This window comes from Actinophytocola sp. (genome assembly GCF_035942955.1).
GTDB lineage: Bacteria > Actinomycetota > Actinomycetes > Mycobacteriales > Pseudonocardiaceae > DASYTH01.
Window position 1 is genome coordinate 12,902 of record NZ_DASZCQ010000042.1, and the last position, 16,851, is coordinate 29,752.

At 70.2% G+C, this 16,851-nt stretch carries 18 protein-coding genes; 9 read left to right on the forward strand and 9 right to left on the reverse strand.

The window, feature by feature from the left end; translation table 11 throughout:
• Positions 1-10 precede the first annotated feature (10 nt).
• The 5 genes from sigM (at position 11) to VGX25_RS03780 (ending at position 4,208) form a co-directional block, all read left to right on the forward strand.
• Entirely contained in the window at positions 11-637 is a 627-nt protein-coding gene (sigM, locus tag VGX25_RS03760; protein ID WP_326916156.1) for an RNA polymerase sigma factor SigM, read from the forward strand.
• Positions 634-1,404 carry a hypothetical protein gene (locus VGX25_RS03765; RefSeq protein WP_326916157.1) on the forward strand — a complete coding sequence of 257 codons (771 nt, stop codon included), beginning with the start codon at positions 634-636 and terminating at the stop codon, positions 1,402-1,404. The genes sigM and VGX25_RS03765 overlap by 4 nt, the downstream gene beginning before the upstream one ends.
• 90 nt (positions 1,405-1,494) lie before the next feature.
• Positions 1,495-2,505 carry a thioredoxin-disulfide reductase gene (gene trxB, locus VGX25_RS03770; RefSeq protein WP_326916158.1) on the forward strand — a complete coding sequence of 337 codons (1,011 nt, stop codon included), beginning with the start codon at positions 1,495-1,497 and terminating at the stop codon, positions 2,503-2,505.
• Between the two features lie 42 nt (positions 2,506-2,547).
• A complete protein-coding gene (gene trxA, locus VGX25_RS03775) occupies positions 2,548-2,877 on the forward strand; it encodes a thioredoxin (RefSeq protein WP_326916159.1) in 330 nt (109 codons plus the stop codon).
• A 185-nt stretch (positions 2,878-3,062) separates the two neighbouring features.
• Positions 3,063-4,208, forward strand: coding sequence for an N-acetylmuramoyl-L-alanine amidase (locus VGX25_RS03780; RefSeq protein ID WP_326916160.1), 1,146 nt, complete (start codon positions 3,063-3,065; stop codon positions 4,206-4,208).
• Between the two features lie 8 nt (positions 4,209-4,216).
• Here the strand turns inward: VGX25_RS03780 and VGX25_RS03785 are convergent, their stop codons facing one another.
• Complete coding sequence (locus VGX25_RS03785) at positions 4,217-4,846, reverse strand: GNAT family N-acetyltransferase (protein WP_326916161.1); 630 nt, start codon at positions 4,844-4,846, stop codon at positions 4,217-4,219.
• 185 nt (positions 4,847-5,031) lie between these two features.
• Between VGX25_RS03785 and VGX25_RS03790 the strand changes: the two genes are divergently transcribed.
• Both VGX25_RS03790 and VGX25_RS03795 read left to right on the forward strand, forming a co-directional pair.
• The gene (locus VGX25_RS03790) at positions 5,032-6,351 is read left to right on the forward strand and encodes a PLP-dependent aminotransferase family protein (RefSeq protein WP_326916162.1); all 1,320 of its coding nucleotides are present in this window, start codon (positions 5,032-5,034) and stop codon (positions 6,349-6,351) included.
• A gap of 63 nt (positions 6,352-6,414) precedes the next feature.
• On the forward strand, positions 6,415-7,383 hold the full coding sequence (locus tag VGX25_RS03795) for a D-alanine--D-alanine ligase (RefSeq protein ID WP_326916163.1): 969 nt from the start codon (positions 6,415-6,417) through the stop codon (positions 7,381-7,383).
• A gap of 149 nt (positions 7,384-7,532) precedes the next feature.
• On the opposite strand, the gene VGX25_RS03800 is transcribed toward VGX25_RS03795, so the two are convergent.
• From VGX25_RS03800 to rpmH, 8 genes are all read right to left on the reverse strand, one after another.
• A complete protein-coding gene (locus VGX25_RS03800) occupies positions 7,533-8,483 on the reverse strand; it encodes a ParB/RepB/Spo0J family partition protein (RefSeq protein ID WP_326916164.1) in 951 nt (316 codons plus the stop codon).
• Positions 8,484-8,640: 157 nt separating this feature from the next.
• Positions 8,641-9,522 (reverse strand): ParA family protein, encoded by an 882-nt coding sequence (locus VGX25_RS03805; RefSeq protein ID WP_326916165.1) that lies wholly within the window; start codon positions 9,520-9,522, stop codon positions 8,641-8,643.
• A 46-nt stretch (positions 9,523-9,568) separates the two neighbouring features.
• On the reverse strand, positions 9,569-10,216 hold the full coding sequence (gene rsmG / locus VGX25_RS03810) for a 16S rRNA (guanine(527)-N(7))-methyltransferase RsmG (protein WP_326916166.1): 648 nt from the start codon (positions 10,214-10,216) through the stop codon (positions 9,569-9,571).
• 133 nt (positions 10,217-10,349) lie between these two features.
• A complete protein-coding gene (locus tag VGX25_RS03815) occupies positions 10,350-10,922 on the reverse strand; it encodes a protein jag (protein ID WP_326916167.1) in 573 nt (190 codons plus the stop codon).
• 29 nt (positions 10,923-10,951) lie between these two features.
• Positions 10,952-12,139, reverse strand: coding sequence for a membrane protein insertase YidC (gene yidC / locus VGX25_RS03820; RefSeq protein WP_326916168.1), 1,188 nt, complete (start codon positions 12,137-12,139; stop codon positions 10,952-10,954).
• Between the two features lie 4 nt (positions 12,140-12,143).
• The gene (gene yidD, locus VGX25_RS35600; RefSeq protein WP_414635710.1) at positions 12,144-12,575 is read right to left on the reverse strand and encodes a membrane protein insertion efficiency factor YidD; all 432 of its coding nucleotides are present in this window, start codon (positions 12,573-12,575) and stop codon (positions 12,144-12,146) included.
• A complete protein-coding gene (gene rnpA, locus VGX25_RS03830; RefSeq protein ID WP_326916169.1) occupies positions 12,572-12,940 on the reverse strand; it encodes a ribonuclease P protein component in 369 nt (122 codons plus the stop codon). Before rnpA ends, yidD begins: the two co-directional genes overlap by 4 nt.
• A gap of 53 nt (positions 12,941-12,993) precedes the next feature.
• Complete coding sequence (gene rpmH, locus VGX25_RS03835) at positions 12,994-13,131, reverse strand: 50S ribosomal protein L34 (protein WP_326916170.1); 138 nt, start codon at positions 13,129-13,131, stop codon at positions 12,994-12,996.
• Between the two features lie 488 nt (positions 13,132-13,619).
• Here rpmH and dnaA point away from each other — a divergent pair, with 488 nt between their 5' ends.
• A complete protein-coding gene (gene dnaA / locus VGX25_RS03840; RefSeq protein WP_326916171.1) occupies positions 13,620-15,179 on the forward strand; it encodes a chromosomal replication initiator protein DnaA in 1,560 nt (519 codons plus the stop codon).
• 515 nt (positions 15,180-15,694) lie between these two features.
• Positions 15,695-16,843 carry a DNA polymerase III subunit beta gene (gene dnaN / locus VGX25_RS03845; RefSeq protein ID WP_326916172.1) on the forward strand — a complete coding sequence of 383 codons (1,149 nt, stop codon included), beginning with the start codon at positions 15,695-15,697 and terminating at the stop codon, positions 16,841-16,843.
• Positions 16,844-16,851 lie beyond the last annotated feature (8 nt).

The window sequence follows — 16,851 nt, forward strand, 5'->3', positions numbered from 1 at the left end:
CCTCATCGGCGTGACCGCCGCCGCCAGCTCGGACGCCGCTCTCATCGCGGCCCATGCTGCGGGCGATCCGCGCGCGTTCGCCGAGCTGGTCCGCCGGCACCGGGACCGGATGTGGGCGGTCGCCCTGCGCACGTTGCGTGATCCCGAGGAGGCGTCCGACGCGCTGCAGGAGGCGTTCATCTCGGCCTTCCGCGCGGCCGGCTCGTTCCGGGCGGAGTCACAGGTGACCACCTGGCTGCACCGGATCGTGGTTAACGCCTGCCTCGACCGGGTACGCCGCCGGCAGGCCCGGCCGACCGTGCCGCTGCCGGAGACCGGGCCGGGGGAGCCGGCCTCCCCGCGGGACGCGATGTCCGAACGGGAGACCAGGCTCGTCGTACAGCGGGCGCTCGCGGAGCTGTCGGAGGAGCAACGGCTGCCGATCATCATGGTGGATGTCGAGGGTTACTCGGTGGCGGAGACGGCCAAGATGCTCGGCATCGCCGAGGGAACGGTGAAGAGCCGGTGTGCCCGGGGCCGCGCCAAACTGGCCAAAGTTCTCGGGCATCTGCGGAACCCCGATGCAGATGCGAACGTCCCAGGTGACGCAGTTGATCGGCGAGACGTGCCCATCAGGCGCCACTGGGAGGGACGATGACGGACAGCACGAGTAGCGGCCCCTCCGGGCCGCCGTGGTCTGTCGACGTCCTCGCCGACCTGCACGCCGGCGCTCTCGACCCCGAGCTGTCCGCCCAGCTGTGGCCCCGGGTGAACGCCGACCCCGAGGCCCGGTCGGTGATCGAGGCGCTGGACGTGATCAAGGTCGAGCTCGGTCAGCTCGGCAGGGCGGCGCCCGAGCCGATGCCCGCCCACTACGCCGCCCGGCTCGACGCGGCGATCGAGGCGGAGGCGGCCGCGCGCCGGGGATCCGTCGCTCCCCGGGCGGTCCGGCCACCCCAGCCGCCGCCCGCCGCCCCGGTGATCGACCTGGCCGCGGCGCGTCGCCGGCGCAAGCGGGTCATGGCGTGGGGCGTCGGTGTGCTCACCGCGGCCGCGGCGGCCGTCGCCGTGGCGATCGTGTTGTTTCCGGGCGCGGACTCGACGGGCGGGAACGCGGTCGCGGCCCGGCCGCCACTTCAGGTCGACATGGACAACCCGTCGGCCGCCATCGGGTCGGTGCGCAACGAGCGGGACTACGGACCGCTAGAGAACCAGCAGAGGCTCGACGAGTGCATTCGGGCCAACGATCTCGACCCGGCGACCTTCCAGACGATCGGTGTCCGCCAGGTCATGATGGACGGTAAGCCGGGCATATATGCCCTGCTCACGACCGGTAAACCGGGCCAGTTCCGGCTGCTCATTGTCGAGCCGACATGCGGCCCCGGCAAGCCGGGAACCCTGGCCAACACCGTCTTCCCCCGCTAGCGCGGTGCGCCCCGTCATGTGCGGGCATGGAACAACCGGCACCTACGATCGCGTTGACACCCATGCGTCCCGCACGAGTACGGAGGACAAATGTCCCAGGAAGCCGACGAGATCCGTAACTTGATCATCGTGGGTTCCGGGCCGGCCGGGTACACCGCAGCCGTGTACGCCGCGCGCGCCCAGCTCCAGCCGCTGGTGTTCGAGGGAACCCAGTACGGCGGCGCGCTGATGACCACCACGGAGGTCGAGAACTACCCGGGCTTCCGCGACGGGATCATGGGCCCCGACCTGATGGAGCAGATGCGCGACCAGGCCGAGCGGTTCGGCGCGGACATCCGGACCGAGGACGTCGAGTCGCTGGAGCTGACCGGGCCGGTGAAGTACGTGACGGCCAACGGCGTCCGCTACGCGGCAAGGGCGGTCGTGCTGGCCATGGGCGCCGCCGCGCGCTACCTGCACGTGCCGGGTGAGCAGGAGCTGCTCGGCCACGGCGTGTCCGCGTGCGCGACGTGCGACGGGTTCTTCTTCCGCGACCACGACATCGTGGTGATCGGCGGCGGCGACTCGGCCATGGAGGAGGCCATCTTCCTGACCAAGTTCGCCAGGTCGGTGACGATCGTTCACCGCCGGGAGGAGTTCCGCGCCTCGAAGATCATGCTGGAGCGAGCCAGGGCCAACGACAAGATCCGCTGGCGGCTCAACACGGTCGTCGAGGAGGTGCTCGGCGACGGCAGCGTGACCGGCGTCCGGGTGCGCGACACGAAGACCGGCGCGGAGTCGACGCTGCCGGTCACCGGCGTGTTCGTCGCCATCGGCCACGACCCGCGCAGCGGGCTGGTCCGCGACCAGGTGGATCTGGACGACGACGGCTACGTGCTCACCTACCCCGAACGGGGCGGTTCCACATACACCAAGTTGGACGGCGTGTTCGCCGCCGGCGATCTGGTCGACCGGACCTATCGTCAAGCGGTGACCGCGGCCGGCACGGGCTGCGCGGCCGCCATCGACGCCGAGCGTTGGCTCGCCGAGCACGCCGCGACGGACGAGGCCCGCCTGGCTCCCGAGCTTGTCGGCGGCGGTTACGCGCCGACGACCGGCTGAGCCGCACCCGACCTCGACATCATCAACCCCACAAGGAGAATCATGGCCGGCAACACGATCAAAGTGACCGACAGCTCGTTCGCCAGCGACGTCCTCAACAGCGAGAAGCTGGTGCTCGTCGACTTCTGGGCGACGTGGTGCGGGCCGTGCCGCATGGTGGCCCCGGTGCTCGAGGAGATCGCCGCCGAGCACGCGGACACGATCACCGTCGCCAAGCTCGACATCGACGAGAACCCCGCCACGGCGCGCGACTTCCAGGTCATGTCCATCCCCACCATGATCCTTTTCAAGGGTGGCGAGCCGGTCAAGCAGATCGTCGGCGCCAAGCCGAAGGCCGCGCTGCTCGCCGACCTGGCGGATTACTTGGGCTGATTCCGGGCAACCCTCGGCCGGTGGCCCCACGTCTGTTCAGCAGATCGAGCATCGGGACTGTGTGCTGGGTCACCGTGTAGACGCACCACGTGACCCTGCGACACCCGAGCAGATCGGCAAGGCACAATGGGGCGTCACCAACCGCGCCGGCGCTCACCGTCGGTGCCCGATCGGAGCGAGGGTGCATGCGGGTACTGCGCCGCGGCGATGGGGGGCCAGCCGTTGCCGAGGTTCGGTCGACACTCGCGGCGCTCGGGTTGTTACCGCCGGCGAACGGAAACGGGACCGGGCACGAGTTCGACCCCGCCATGGAGCACGCGGTGCGCGCCTTCCAGCAGCAGCGCGGGCTGATCACCGACGGCGTCGTCGGCCCCACCACGTACCGGGCGCTGCGCGACGCCACCTACCAGCTCGGCGCCCGCCCGCTGGCGTTCCTCATCTCCACCCCGGTGAGCGGCGACGACGTGCTCGACCTGCAGAACAAGCTGCTCGAGCTGGGCTACGACGCCGGCCGCCCGAACGGCATCTTCGGGGCCCAGACCGAGCAGGCGCTGCGCAACTTCCAGCGCGACTACGGCCTGACCGTCGACGGCATCTGCGGCGCCGAGACGGTCCGCGCGCTGCGCCAGCTGTCCCCCCGCACCCGCGGCGGCCGGCCGGTGCTGCTCCGCGAGCAGGAGCGGGTCCGGCGGGCCGGCCCGCGGCTGCGCGGCAAGCGGATCGTGATCGACCCCGGCCACGGCGGCCCGGACCCCGGCTCGTCGGTCGCCGGCCTCCGCGAGGCCGACCTGATGTGGGACCTGGCCCGCCGCCTCGAGGGCCGGATGGTCGCCACCGGCATGGAGGCCCTGCTGACCCGCGGCCCGAACCAGTGCCCGGACGAGGCCGAGCGCGCCCACTTCGCCAACGACGAGGGCGCCGACCTGTTCCTGTCCCTGCACACCGACTCGAACCGGTCCCCGCTCGCACAGGGCGTGGCCAGCTTCCATTTCGGCACGGTCGGCGGGAACACGTCGACCCTCGGCGAGACGCTGGCCGGCTTCATTCAGCGCGAGCTGGCCGTGCGCACGGGCCTGCTGGACTGCCGGACCCACCCGAAGACCTGGGACACCCTGCGCCTCACCCGCTGCCCGGCCGTGCGCGTCGAGATCGGCTACCTGACCAACCCCGACGACCGCAGGCGCCTTGCCGACGCCGCGTTCCGCGATGTCGTCGCCGAGGGCATCCTGGTGGCGGTCAAGCGGCTCTACCTGCTCGGCGAGAACGACCAGCCCACCGGCACGTTCACCTTCGCCGACGTGCTGCGCCACGAGCTGGCCAAGGCGGAGTAGCCGCCGGCTCAGCGCTGCAGCGCGGGGGAGGCCGTGCTCACCGTCACGGTGCCGAGTAGGCGCTCGAGGGCGGCCTCGACGTCTTCCTTCCAGGACAGCGCGGTGCGTAGCTCAAGGCGCAGCCGGGGCCAGCGGGCGTGCGGGCGAACGGTCTTGAAGCCGACCCGCAGCAGGAAGTCGGCGGGGACCACGCAGGAGGAGGAAGCCTCGGCGGGCTGGGCGTCGCCGAAGGCCTCGATGGCTTTGACGCCGCGCCGGGTGAGGTCCTTGGCGACGGCCTGGACGAGCATGCGGCCGAGCCCGCCGCCGCGGAACTCGGGCAGGACGTGGAAGCCGGTGAGCACGACGGCGTCCGGGCTGACCGGGGACGTGGGGAACGCCGAGGCGCGCGGTACGGCGTTGGGTGGGGCGTAGAGGACGAATCCCACCGGGAGCTTGTCGCTGTAGACCACGCGGCCGCAGGAGCCCCATTCGAGCAGGACGCTGGAGACCCAGGCCTCCTTCTCCAGCTCGGTGGTGCCGAACTCCTCGGCCTGCTCCTTTAGGTGCGGGGCGAGCTCCCAGAACACGCACGACCGGCAGTGCTTGGGCAGATCCTCGAGGTTGTCCAGCGTGACGCCAACCACGCGTCGCGACACATGACCTCCCCGAACCGCATCCGACCGCGCCTCGCGTGCAATTCGATCGCGCGCTGGCAGCAGGAGACGCGCGCTTTCCGCAAGACAGGATATGCCCGAGTGGACTCAACCGGAACTACCCGGAGGCGGATACCCCATCCAGTTAAGGTGGGAGCAATTGCCAGGACATTCGCCACGGAGCCGGTATGAGCACACCCGGATGGCCACCCGAAAGGCTGGGGGCGCGCAGCCTCGACCCACATCTGCACCGGTACGCGGCCAGGGCCGCGGGCATGACCGCCTCCGAGGTGCGGGCGCTGTTCGCGGTGGCCAGCCGGCCCGAGGTGGTGTCGCTGGCCGGCGGCATGCCCAACCTGGCCGCCCTCCCGCTGGACTCGATCGCCGCCGAGGTGGCCGGCTCGATCAGCCGGGACGGGCAGGTGGCGCTGCAGTACGGCTCTGCGCACGGCCTGCCCGAGCTGCGCGAGCAGATCAGCGAGGTCATGGCGCTGGAAGGGGTGACGGGGCACCCGGACGACCTGGTGGTCACGGTCGGCTCGCAGATGGGGCTGGACATGGTGACCCGGATCTTCTGCGACCCCGGCGACGTGGTGCTCGCCGAGGGGCCGTCCTACGTCGGCGCGTTGGGCAGCTTCGCGGCCTACCAGACGAACGTGCTGCACGTCGAGATGGACGACGAGGGGCTGGCGCCGGAGGCGCTGCGGGCCGCGCTGGCCGCGGCCGAGGCGAACGGGCGCCGGGTCAAGTTCCTGTACACGATCCCGAACTTCCACAATCCGGCCGGCACCACGCTGGCCGTGCGCAGGCGGGCCGAGGTGCTCGACATCTGCGCCCGGCACGGGGTGCTGGTGGTCGAGGACAACCCGTACGGCCTGCTCGGCTTCGACGGGCAGACGTATCCGGCGCTGCGCTCGATGGACGCCGACAACGTGGTGTACCTGGGCTCGTTCTCCAAGACCTTCGCCCCGGGCCTGCGGGTCGGCTGGGTACTGGCGCCGCACGCGGTCCGGGAGAAGCTCATGCTGGCCGCCGAGGCCGCGACGCTGTGCCCCCCGACGCTCAACCAGATGATCGTCTCGCGGTACCTGACCACCCATGACTGGAAGGGACAGATCAAGTCCTTCCAGCAGGCCTACCGGGAACGGCGGGACGCGATGCTGGCCGCGCTCGAGCAGCACATGCCGGCCGGCTGCACCTGGACCAGACCGGACGGCGGCTTCTTCGTCTGGATGACCGTCCCGGAAGGCGTTGACACCAAAGCAATGTTGCCCCGAGCGGTCACCGCAAGGGTCGCTTACGTGTCCGGAACGGGTTTCTACGCCGATGGGTTGGGCAGCCGCCAAATGCGACTGTCCTTTTGCTACCCGACGCCGGAGCGCATCCGGGAGGGCGTCCGCCGGCTCGCCACCGTGCTCGCCGAGGAGCTCGAGCTGTTCGACACGTTCGGGCCAGCGGCGCTGCGAGCCGGGTCCGGTCCACAAGTGCCGGCACCGGACACCGCATAGATCTCTTACCTTGCAAGGAAAATCTATCCGTCCGCTGTGTACGGACACTTCGGAGAGGCCAGGATGTCCGATCGTTTCGTGGCGGTGCTCGCCGGGGGACTGACCCACGAGCGCGATGTCTCACTCCGGTCCGGCCGGCGGCTGTCCGCCGCGCTGCGCACGGCCGGGATCACCGTGGAGGAGTGGGACGCGGACTCCTCGCTCATGTCGCGGCTGCACGAGCGGCGGCCCGACGCCGTCGTGATCGCCCTGCACGGCGACCAGGGCGAGGGCGGTTCGATCCAGACCGTGCTGGAGCTGGTCGGGGTGCCGTTCGTCGGGGCCGACTCGCACGCCTGCCGCCGGGCGTGGGACAAGCCGACCGCGAAGGCCGAACTGGCCCGCGCCGGACTGGCCACGCCGGACTGGGTGGTGCTGCCGCAGAGCACGTTCCGCGAGCTCGGCGCGCAGGCCGTACTTGCCGCCATGGTCGACCGGCTCGGCCTGCCGATGATGCTCAAGCCGGACCAGAGCGGATCGGCGCTGGGCGCCCAGCTGGTCCGGCACGCCACCGAGCTGCCCGCGGCGATGGTCGACTGCCTGGCGTACGGGAACACGGTGCTCGCCGAGCGGTTCGTGGCGGGCGCCGAGGTGGCGGTCGCCGTGATCGAGGACGAGGACGGGCCGGTGGCGCTGCCCGCGGTGGAGATCGTTCCGGAGAGCGGGGTCTACGACTACACGGCCCGGTACACCGCCGGGCTGACCGACTTCCACACGCCGGCCCGGCTCACCTCCGCCGCGGCGACCGCGGTGGCCGAGCTCGCCGTCGCCGCCCACCGGCTGCTCGGCCTGCGCGACGTGTCCCGGACGGACGCGATCGTGGCCGAGGACGGGACGGTCTACTTCCTGGAGGCCAACTCCTCGCCCGGCCTCACCGAGACCTCGCTGCTGCCCATGGCGATCGAGGCGGCCGGCAAGTCACTCGGCGACATCTACGCAGCCCTCGTCGAGCGCGCCATCGCCCGCGCCCGCAGCTCAGCACCGTCACCGTGACGAAACGACCCTAGGTAAACCTGTGGCGGTCTTGGGGCCTGCCAAGCGCACCTCAGGGGACCGTGACGGCACCCAGCCACATTCAACCTGACATCCGCACTATCGGCTGGACGGCAACGACAGCAGTGAAATTCGGAGAGGCGGATCAGTTAATTCCGGGGAGGCGGACTGGTCATGAGGTCCACGATCCGCTCCAGGTCCTCGACCGAGCCGAACTCGACCACGATCCGGCCCTTGCGGCGACCCAGCTCGACCTTCACCCGGGTGTCGAACGTGTCCGACAGCCGCTCGGCGACGTCCTGCAGGCCGGGTGCCTGGATCGGCTTGCGGGCCGGGGGCTTGGGCTTGGCGGACGGCGCGTTCTTGGCGAGGGTGACCGCCTCCTCGGTGGCCCGGACGGACAGCCCCTCGGCCACGATTCGGCCGGCGAGCTCCTCCTGGGTGTCCGGGTCCTCTAGCGCGAGCAGGGCGCGGGCGTGCCCGGCCGAGAGCACGCCGGCGGCGACCCGACGCTGCACCGGCAGGGGGAGCTTGAGCAGCCGGATGGTGTTGGTGATCACCGGGCGGCTGCGGCCGATGCGGTCGGCGAGCTGCTCGTGGGTCACGTTGAACTCGCCGAGCAGCTGCTGGTACGCGGCCGCCTCCTCCAGCGGGTTCAGCTGCACCCGGTGGATGTTCTCCAGCAGGGCGTCGCGCAGCATGGCGTCGTCGGCGGTCTGCCGGACGATTGCCGGGATCACCGTGAGCCCTGCCCGCTGGGCGGCCCGCAGCCGGCGCTCGCCCATGACGAGCTCGTAACGGTCGCCGTCCAGCTCGCGCACCACGATCGGCTGCATGAGGCCGAACTCGCGGATCGAGTGCTCCAGCTCGGCGAGCGCCTCCTCGTCGAAGACCTGGCGCGGCTGCTTGGGGTTGGACCTGACCGAGTCGGTCGGTACCTCACGGTAGACCGCCCCGGCGACCGACCCGCTCGGCGAACCCGGCTCGGCCGCTCCGTTCGCCGGCCCCTGCGGCGTCGGCAACCGGACCGTGCCCTCGGGCCCGGCCGTGATCAACGCGGCCAGCCCGCGACCAAGGCCGCCCTTGCGCTCGGCACTCACTTGGCGACGACCTCCTTTTCGCGACCTTGCGCGCGGCGGTATCCCGCCTGCAGGGCCTCGCCCTCAGCCGCGCGGGTAGGCCGATTGGGCCCTGCCACCGCGATTGCGGGCCTTCGGCCCAGGGGCGCACTCTGTGGTCGCCTTGACGGCCACGACGTCATTTGGCAACTTCCTCCTTTGCCGCACCGCGCTCGGCCATCTCACGGGCCGCGTCGAGGTAGCTCAACGCGCCGCGCGAGCCGGGGTCGTAGGCGAGCACGGTCTGCCCGAAACCGGGCGCCTCCGACACCTTCACGCTGCGCGGGATCACGGTCTTCAGCACGGTGTCACCGAAGTGCCGGCGAACCTCCGCGGTCACCTGGTCGGCCAGCTTGGTTCGGCCGTCGTACATCGTCAGCAGGATGGTCGACACCCACAGGTTCCGGTTGAGATGGCCCTGAACGAGCTCGATGTTGTTCAGCAGCTGGCTGAGCCCCTCCAGCGCGTAGTACTCACACTGGATCGGGATGAAGACCTCCTCGGCCGCCACCATCGCGTTCACCGTGAGCAGGCCGAGCGACGGCGGGCAGTCGATGAACACGTAGTCCGGACTGATCTGGTCGAGCGCCTCCGCGGTGAGCGCCTCCTTCAGCCGGGCCTCGCGCGCGGTCATCGACACGAGCTCGATCTCGGCGCCGGCGAGGTCGATGGTCGCGGGCACGCAGTAGAGGTTGTGCGACTGGTCGCTCACCACGGCGGCGTCGGCCAGCGACACCTCGCCCAGCAGGGCCTCGTAGATCGACGGCGTTCCGGACCGGTGCTCCACGCCCAGCGCCGTGCTCGCATTGCCCTGGGGGTCGAGGTCGATGACGAGTACCCGCAGACCGTTCAGCGCCATGGCGGCGGCCAGGTTGACCGCGCTGGTGGTCTTGCCGACGCCGCCCTTCTGGTTGGCGACGGTGAGCATGCGCCGGCGGGTGGGCCGGGGGAACGGGGCGCTCGGGTGCAGCACCCGGGTCGCGCGCTCGGCCTCCTCGGCGATGGGGGTCCAACCGGTCATCGGCCAGCACACCCCCGCTCCGTCGAGCGTTTCACGTGAAACATCCTTACCGGTCCTTCCTCGTCCGCCGGTTGGCAACGATCACGACCGTCGCCGGATCGTCCAGCACTCCCACTCCACAGCTCTCTATCCGCGGCTCGCCACCGCCGGCGCGAGTCACCGCCTGGCGGTCGCGGGCCAGCTCCTCCGCCGCGCTTGCCCCCTTCATGGCGATGAGCACGCCGCCCGGCCGCAGCAGCGGGAGGCTCCACTCACACAGCTTGGCCAGTGGAGCGACCGCGCGCGCGATGACGACATCGGCACCACCGATCCGTCGCTTGATGGCCGGCTCCTCGGCGCGACCGCGAACCACGGCCACACCCAACTCGAGGACCCGTGCGACATGCTCGAGCCATTCAACCCTACGGGCCATCGACTCCAGAAGTGTGATCGCCAGATCCGGTCGGGCGATCGCGAGGGGGATGCCCGGGAGCCCGGCCCCAGAACCCAGATCGACCACCCGGGCGGTGTGCGGCACCCGCTCACCGATGACCGCCGAGTTGAGCAGGTGCCGATCCCAGAGCCGCTCGACCTCACGCGGGCCGATCAGTCCCCGCTCAATTCCATGCTCCGCGAGCAGCTCGGCGTACGCGACGGCGCGCGGCAGGTCGGCGCCGAACAACGCCTCCGCGGCCGGCGGCACCCGCTCAGCCATGCGCACTGCTCTCTCGCCGCCCACCGATCCGCTCCCGACGTTTCACGTGAAACCGCTCAGTCAGATTCTTCCCGATAACCTCACACAGAAACGCGGCCCGCCGAAGCGGACCGCGTTCTGTTCCCGCAACGGGTCACGGCTGGGGGAAGACCACGACGCGCCGCCGCGGGTCCTCGCCCTCGCTCTCGCTGTGCACGCCCTGGATGGGGGCGACCGCGTCGTGCACGACCTTGCGCTCGAACGGCGTCATCGGCTGAAGCCGGATCCGCTCGCCACTGGACAGCACCTTCTCTGCGGTCGTCCTGCCGAGCTCGGTCAGCTCGCGCCGGCGGTCCGCCCGCCAGCCCGCGATGTCGAGCATCAGCCGGCTCCGGGCGCCGGTCTCCTGTTGGACCGCCAGCCGAGTCAGCTCCTGCAGCGCCTCGAGCACGTTTCCGCGCGGGCCGACGAGCTTCTCCAGGTCGTCGCCGCCGTCGATGCTCACCACCGCTCGGCCGGCCTCGACGTCCAGGTCGATGTCGCCGTCGTAGTCGAGCAGGTCGAGAAGCCGCTCGAGGTAGTCACCCGCGATGTCGCCCTCCCGAACGAGCAGATCCTCGTTCGCGCCGGGGGTGGGGTCCTGGTCGTCGGACCCCGGTTCTCCTTCGCCCTCGCCGTTCGCCGCCGCCTCCAGCTCGACGTCCGACTCCTGCACCGTTTCCGGCACGGCACTCTCCTCTCCAGGCCGACGTCCGCCTAGCGGTTCTTCCGACCTGACTTCCTGCTACGGGATCGGCCTGAGATCAGACCGGGAATCTCGGTGCCGCCCTCGGTCGGCTTGTTGTTCACCGGCTTCGCGCCCGGCTGCTGCCTGGCTCGCGGTTTCGCGCCGGATTGCGGCTTCGCCCCAGGTTGGGGTTTCGCGCCCGTCGCGGGCTTCGCGCCCGTCGCGGGCTTCTTGGCGGCCGGTGGCTTCTTGACCGCCGGCGCGCCGTCACCCGAACCGGCGCCGTCCTTGGCGGGGGTGTCGGCCTGCTCCTCGGAGCCGTCCATGGCCTTGGCCGAGCCGGCCGCGGCCGCCGGGCGCTTCTTCGCCTGGGCGGGCTTCTGCCCGGGCTTCGGGCCGAGCGCGGTGCGCTTCTCCTTGGCCGCGACCTTCTTCTCCTCGTCCTCGCGGTCGATCTTGCGGTACACCACCGCCTGCTGCATCAGCGTCCACGAGTTGTTGGCCAGCCAGTAGATCAGCAGGCCGATCGGGAACGGGAAGATCGCCGCGCCGATCGGGATGCCGATCGGGAACAGGTACAGCATGACCTTGTTCATGATCGCGGTCTGCGGCGTCGCGGCGGCGGCGTTCTGCCGGGCGATCGAGTGCCGGCTGGTCAGGTGCGTGAGGAAGCCGGCGAGGATGGCCAGCGGCAGCGCCACCGCGATCACGGCGGGGCGGTTGGCGCCGAGCGACGTGATGTCCTGGATCGGCTGGGTGATCCAGTTGGACAGCCGGGCGCCGAACAGGTTGGCGTCCACGTAGGACTGCACGCCCTGGGCGTCGAAGAAGTAGTTCTCGGTCTTGCCGGGCTTGAACTCGCGCAGGACGTGGAACAGACCGATGAACACCGGGATCTGCAGCAGCATCGGCAGGCAGCCGCCGAGCGGGTTGAACCCGTGCTCGCGCTGGAGCTTCTGCATCTCCATGGTCTGCTTCTGCCGGTCGTTCTTGTACTTCTGCTGGATCTTCTTGATCTCCGGCGCCAGCTCCTGCATCTGCCGCATCGAGCGGACCTGCTTGACGAACAGCCGGAACATCAGCGCGCGCAGGGTGAAGACCAGGAACATGATCGCCAGCACCCAGGAGACTGCGCTCGACTCGCCGAACACGTGTCCGAAAACCCAGTGCCAGCACCAGAGGATGAACGACACCGGGTAATAGATGAAGTTGAGCACGAAGCTACTCCTCGGCAGCGGACGGGCGAGCCAGGTTCATCGACCTCGACTCGTCGGGACGATTGCGGGTGCGCTGAGCTCTCCACGGCTTTGCGCGAACTTCGGCCGGAGCGCGCTCGGTGGTCGCCTCGATTGCCGCGGCATCGGTTGGCACCTTCTCCCGTCTCGGCGGAACCGGGTCCCAGCCCCCAGGGTGCCAGGGGCCGCAGCGCAGCAGCCGGCGCAGCGTCAACAAGCAGCCGCGCAGGGCGCCGTGCACGGTCAGGGCCTCGACGGCGTATGCACTGCAGCTCGGCTCGAACCGGCAGCTCGGCGGCAGGACGGGGGAGATCCAGGTGCGGTAGAAGCGCACCGGAAGCAGCAGCACGCGGGCAACCGGGCCCGGCCGGGCGGCCTCGCCGGGCCCGGCTGGGGTGACGGTCCCCGACCCCTTCACGACTCACCGCCATCGTTGTTCGCCCGCAGCCGCAGCCGGCGCAGCGCGGCATCGAAGTCCTGCCGGAGCTCGGCGCTCGACGCCTCGGCGGCCGAGGGCAACGCTCGAACGATCAACGAGCTTCCGGCGGGCAGAGTTCCGAGGCGGTCCCGCACGACATGCCGGAGCCGGCGGACGACCCGGTGCCGGACCACCGAGTTGCCGACCGCCCTGCTGACCACGAAGCCGACCCGCGGGCTCGCACTGGTCTGGACCTCTTCGGCCAGCGCGTGCACGACGATCCGCGAACCCCCGGCTCGGCGGCCCCTGCGGGTCACCGACCGGAAGTCCTCGCTGCGGGTCAACCGCGCCGTCGCCGGAAGCACAGTGCTCTACCCGTCTGCCTGCCCCTCATCCTCGTCCGTCGACAACGGACGGGTCAGGCGGACAGGCGGGAGCGGCCCTTGCGCCGGCGTGCCGCGAGGATCGCCCGGCCGGCACGGGTCCGCATGCGCAGGCGGAAGCCGTGGGTCCGCGCCCGGCGGCGATTGTTCGGCTGGAAAGTGCGCTTGCTCACGGTCGGATCTCCCGGTGCTGGTCAGGTCCATGTGTAGGTCGCGCCGCGGGGCCAGCGCGCGCTCGAGGCACCTGTCGAAGGGCACACGAAACACGCCCACCGCTCACGGGGACCATACGAGGTTACGCACCCGCCGACCGGTGACCAAATCCGGGTACGGGCTCGGCGGTCGGCGGAGATCAAACTCTCACTCCGTGGTACCGGTGAACGACACGCCGGCCCCGTTCGGATGTTTGCCATGAGGGACGTCTTGTGGCATGGCCCGACCCTTGTTAGCGTGCCATCTCTTGGTGTGGCCAGACGGGAGTGGGAGTCCCTGCTGCGCTACTGAAGTAGGTTGAACCTCTGCCGCCCCGGTTCGCCGCACTTTCGTGCACAGTTGTGGACAACTCTGTGGATGCCGAGTTGGCATCCCGTCCGGGCGCGCCGACACTTGGAGACCCGACATGGTGCGACGCAACGCCGACGGGGGGAGGGGAGCCAGTTAGGTGTCCGACCATCAGTTGAACCTCGGTGTGGTCTGGGAGCAGGTCGTGCGGGAGCTGTCCGCCGGAACGCTCTCCCCTCAGCAGCGCGCATGGATGCGAGTGACCAGACCGATCGGTCTCCTCGACGGCACGGCGTTGCTGGCCGCTCCGAGCGACTTCGCCAAGGACGCCATCGAACGGGCGCTGCGCGAGCCGATCACCGACGCGCTGTCCCGCCGGTTGGGACGGGAGGTGTCGCTGGCCGTCAAGGTCGATCCGGTCACCCCGCCGCCGCCCGCGGGCGCCTCCCGGACCAACGGGGGCGGCACCCGCGATCCGATCGGCACCGGCATGGAGGTGCACGAGGTCGCGCCCGGCACCCAGCTTCCCCTTGGGGCGGAAGCGGAATCCTCGGACCAGGACGCCGACGAGGTGGACGAGGAGGGCGAGGCCCTCGCCACCGTGCACGAGATCTGGCCGACGTTCACCGGATCCCAGACCAACGCCGGGCAGCCGTTCACCGCGCCGGCCCAGCCGCAGACCTCCAAGACCCGGCTCAACGAGAAGTACACGTTCGACACGTTCGTCATCGGCGCCTCCAACCGCTTCGCGCACGCCGCGGCGGTGGCCGTTGCCGAAGCCCCCGCGCGGGCGTACAACCCGCTGTTCATCTGGGGCGAGTCCGGGCTGGGCAAGACACACCTGCTGCACGCGGTCGGGCACTATGCGCAACGGCTGTTCCCCGGCATGCGCGTGCGTTATGTGTCCACAGAGGAGTTCACCAACGACTTCATCAACTCGCTGCGGGACGACCGGAAGGTGGCGTTCCAGCGGCGATACCGGGACATCGACATCCTGCTCGTCGACGACATCCAGTTCCTGGAAGGCAAGGAAGGAACCCAGGAGGAGTTCTTCCACACCTTCAACACGTTGCACAACGCCAACAAGCAGATCGTGGTGTCGTCCGACCGACCGCCGAAGCGCTTGGAAACACTGGAAGACCGGCTGCGCACGCGGTTCGAGTGGGGTCTGATCACCGACATCCAGCCGCCCGAGCTGGAGACGCGGATCGCCATCCTGCGCAAGAAGGCCGCGCAGGACCGGCTCGCCGCACCGGCCGAGGTGCTGGAGTTCATCGCCGACCGCATCGAGCACAACATCCGCGAGCTCGAGGGCGCGCTGATCCGGGTCACCGCGTTCGCCTCGCTGAACCAGCAACCGGTCGACATCGGTCTGGCCGAGATCGTGTTGCGGGACCTGATTCCCGACTCGCAGATCCCGGAGATCACCGCCGCGACGATCATGGCGGTCACCGCGGAATTCTTCGGCGTGACGATCGACGACCTGTGTGGGCCGGGGAAGACCAAGGCGCTCGCGCAGGCCCGGCAGATCTCCATGTACCTGTGCCGGGAGCTGACCGACCTGTCGCTGCCGAAGATCGGGCAGACGTTCGGCAACCGGGACCACACGACGGTCATGCACGCGGACAAGAAGATCCGCAAGGAGATGGCCGAGCGGCGCCGGATCTACGAGCAGGTGCAGGAACTCACCTCGCGCATCAAGCAGCGCGCCCGCGGCTGACGCAAACTCCCCTCTCCCAAGGCATCGGGTCCCGCAGCGGATCGACGCGCGCACGCCCCGCCCGGGTGAACTCTTTGCTCGTGCACCTTGTGCATGAACGCACAAGCGGTTGGGGAGGGAACTGTGGATAACTTGGCTTGGTTGTGGAGCAATCGTCCACGTGGCTCGTCCGTCCACCGGTGCGGCCAGCTGTCCACCGCTCGCATCCCTCGGTCCTCCACAGCAACGCGGCCGCCGCGGCCTGCGCGGACGCCGGCTGTCCACACAACCCACAGCCCCTACTACTGCGGCTGTTTTGATCTTTTCAATGAGTCCACAAGAAAAGACGGACAGCGCGGTGGACAACTTGGCGATGCCGGCGACGGAGGCTACGGACCCGTCCGGCCGGCGTGACGCGGCCGAGGGTCAGGGTGTTGAATCCATCAGGCCCGCCCAAGCTACGGTTGGCGGTCTACCGCGTGGGTGTCTGAGACAGGCACGCCATCGCGATGATCCAGAGCCAGGAAAGGACTCCCATGAAGATCCGCGTCGAGCGCGACGGTCTCGCCGACGCCGTCGCCTGGGTCGCGCGCAGCCTCCCGTCCCGACCCCCCGTGCCCGTTCTGGGCGGCATACTCCTCGACGCCGGGGGAACGTCCGCGGACGGTTCGGACGCGCTGACCATCTCGGGGTTCGACTACGAGGTCTCCGCCACGGTCGGGGTTCCGGCCACGATCGCCGACGGCGGCCGCACGCTGGTGTCCGGCCGGCTGCTGGCCGAGATCACCCGGGCGCTGCCCGCGCAGCCGGTCGAGATCTTCGTCGACGGCGCCCGCGTCATGATCACGTGCGGCAACGCCCGGTTCAGCCTGCCGACCATGCCGGTCGAGGACTACCCGCAGCTGCCGGCCATGCCGCCGCACGCCGGACAGCTGGCGGGTGAGGTGTTCGGTCAGGCGGTGGCCCAGGTGGCCGTCGCCGCCGGCCGCGACGACACCCTCCCGATGCTCACCGGGGTGCGGCTGGAGATCAACGGCGACAAGCTGACCATGGTCGCCACCGACCGGTTCCGCCTCGCCATGCGGGAGTTCACCTGGCAGCCGGACGACTCCATGGCCGCGGCCGGCGAGGTCGCGGTGCTGGTGCCGGCCCGCACCCTCAACGACGCGGCCAAGTCGCTGGGCACCGCGGGCAGCACGGTCGAGCTGGCGCTGGCCGCCGGCGACGGGCTGCTCGGGCTGGCCGGGTCCGGCCGGCGCACCACGACCCGGTTGCTCGACGCGGAGTTCCCGCGCTACCGCCAGCTGCTGCCGAGCGAGCAGATGTCCAGCGCGATCGTGGAGGTGGGCCCGTTCCTCGAGGCGATCAAGCGCGTGTCGCTGGTCGCCGAGCGGGGCACCCAGGTGCGGCTGGAGTTCGCCGACGGCGGGCTGCGGCTGTCGGCCGGCGGCGAGGACGAGGGCAGCGCCGAGGAGGAGCTGGCCGTCGAGTTCACCGGCGACCCGATCACGATCGCGTTCAACCCCAGCTTCCTGCAGGAGGGCCTCGGGGCGTTGCACGCCGACCGGGCCGAGCTGTCGTTCACCATCCCCAACCGGCCAGCGCTGATCAAGGGAGTCGGCGAGGATGGAACGGTGCAGGCCGGTTATCTGTATCTGTTGATGCCGGTGCGGCTGCCTGGGTGACGGGAGGG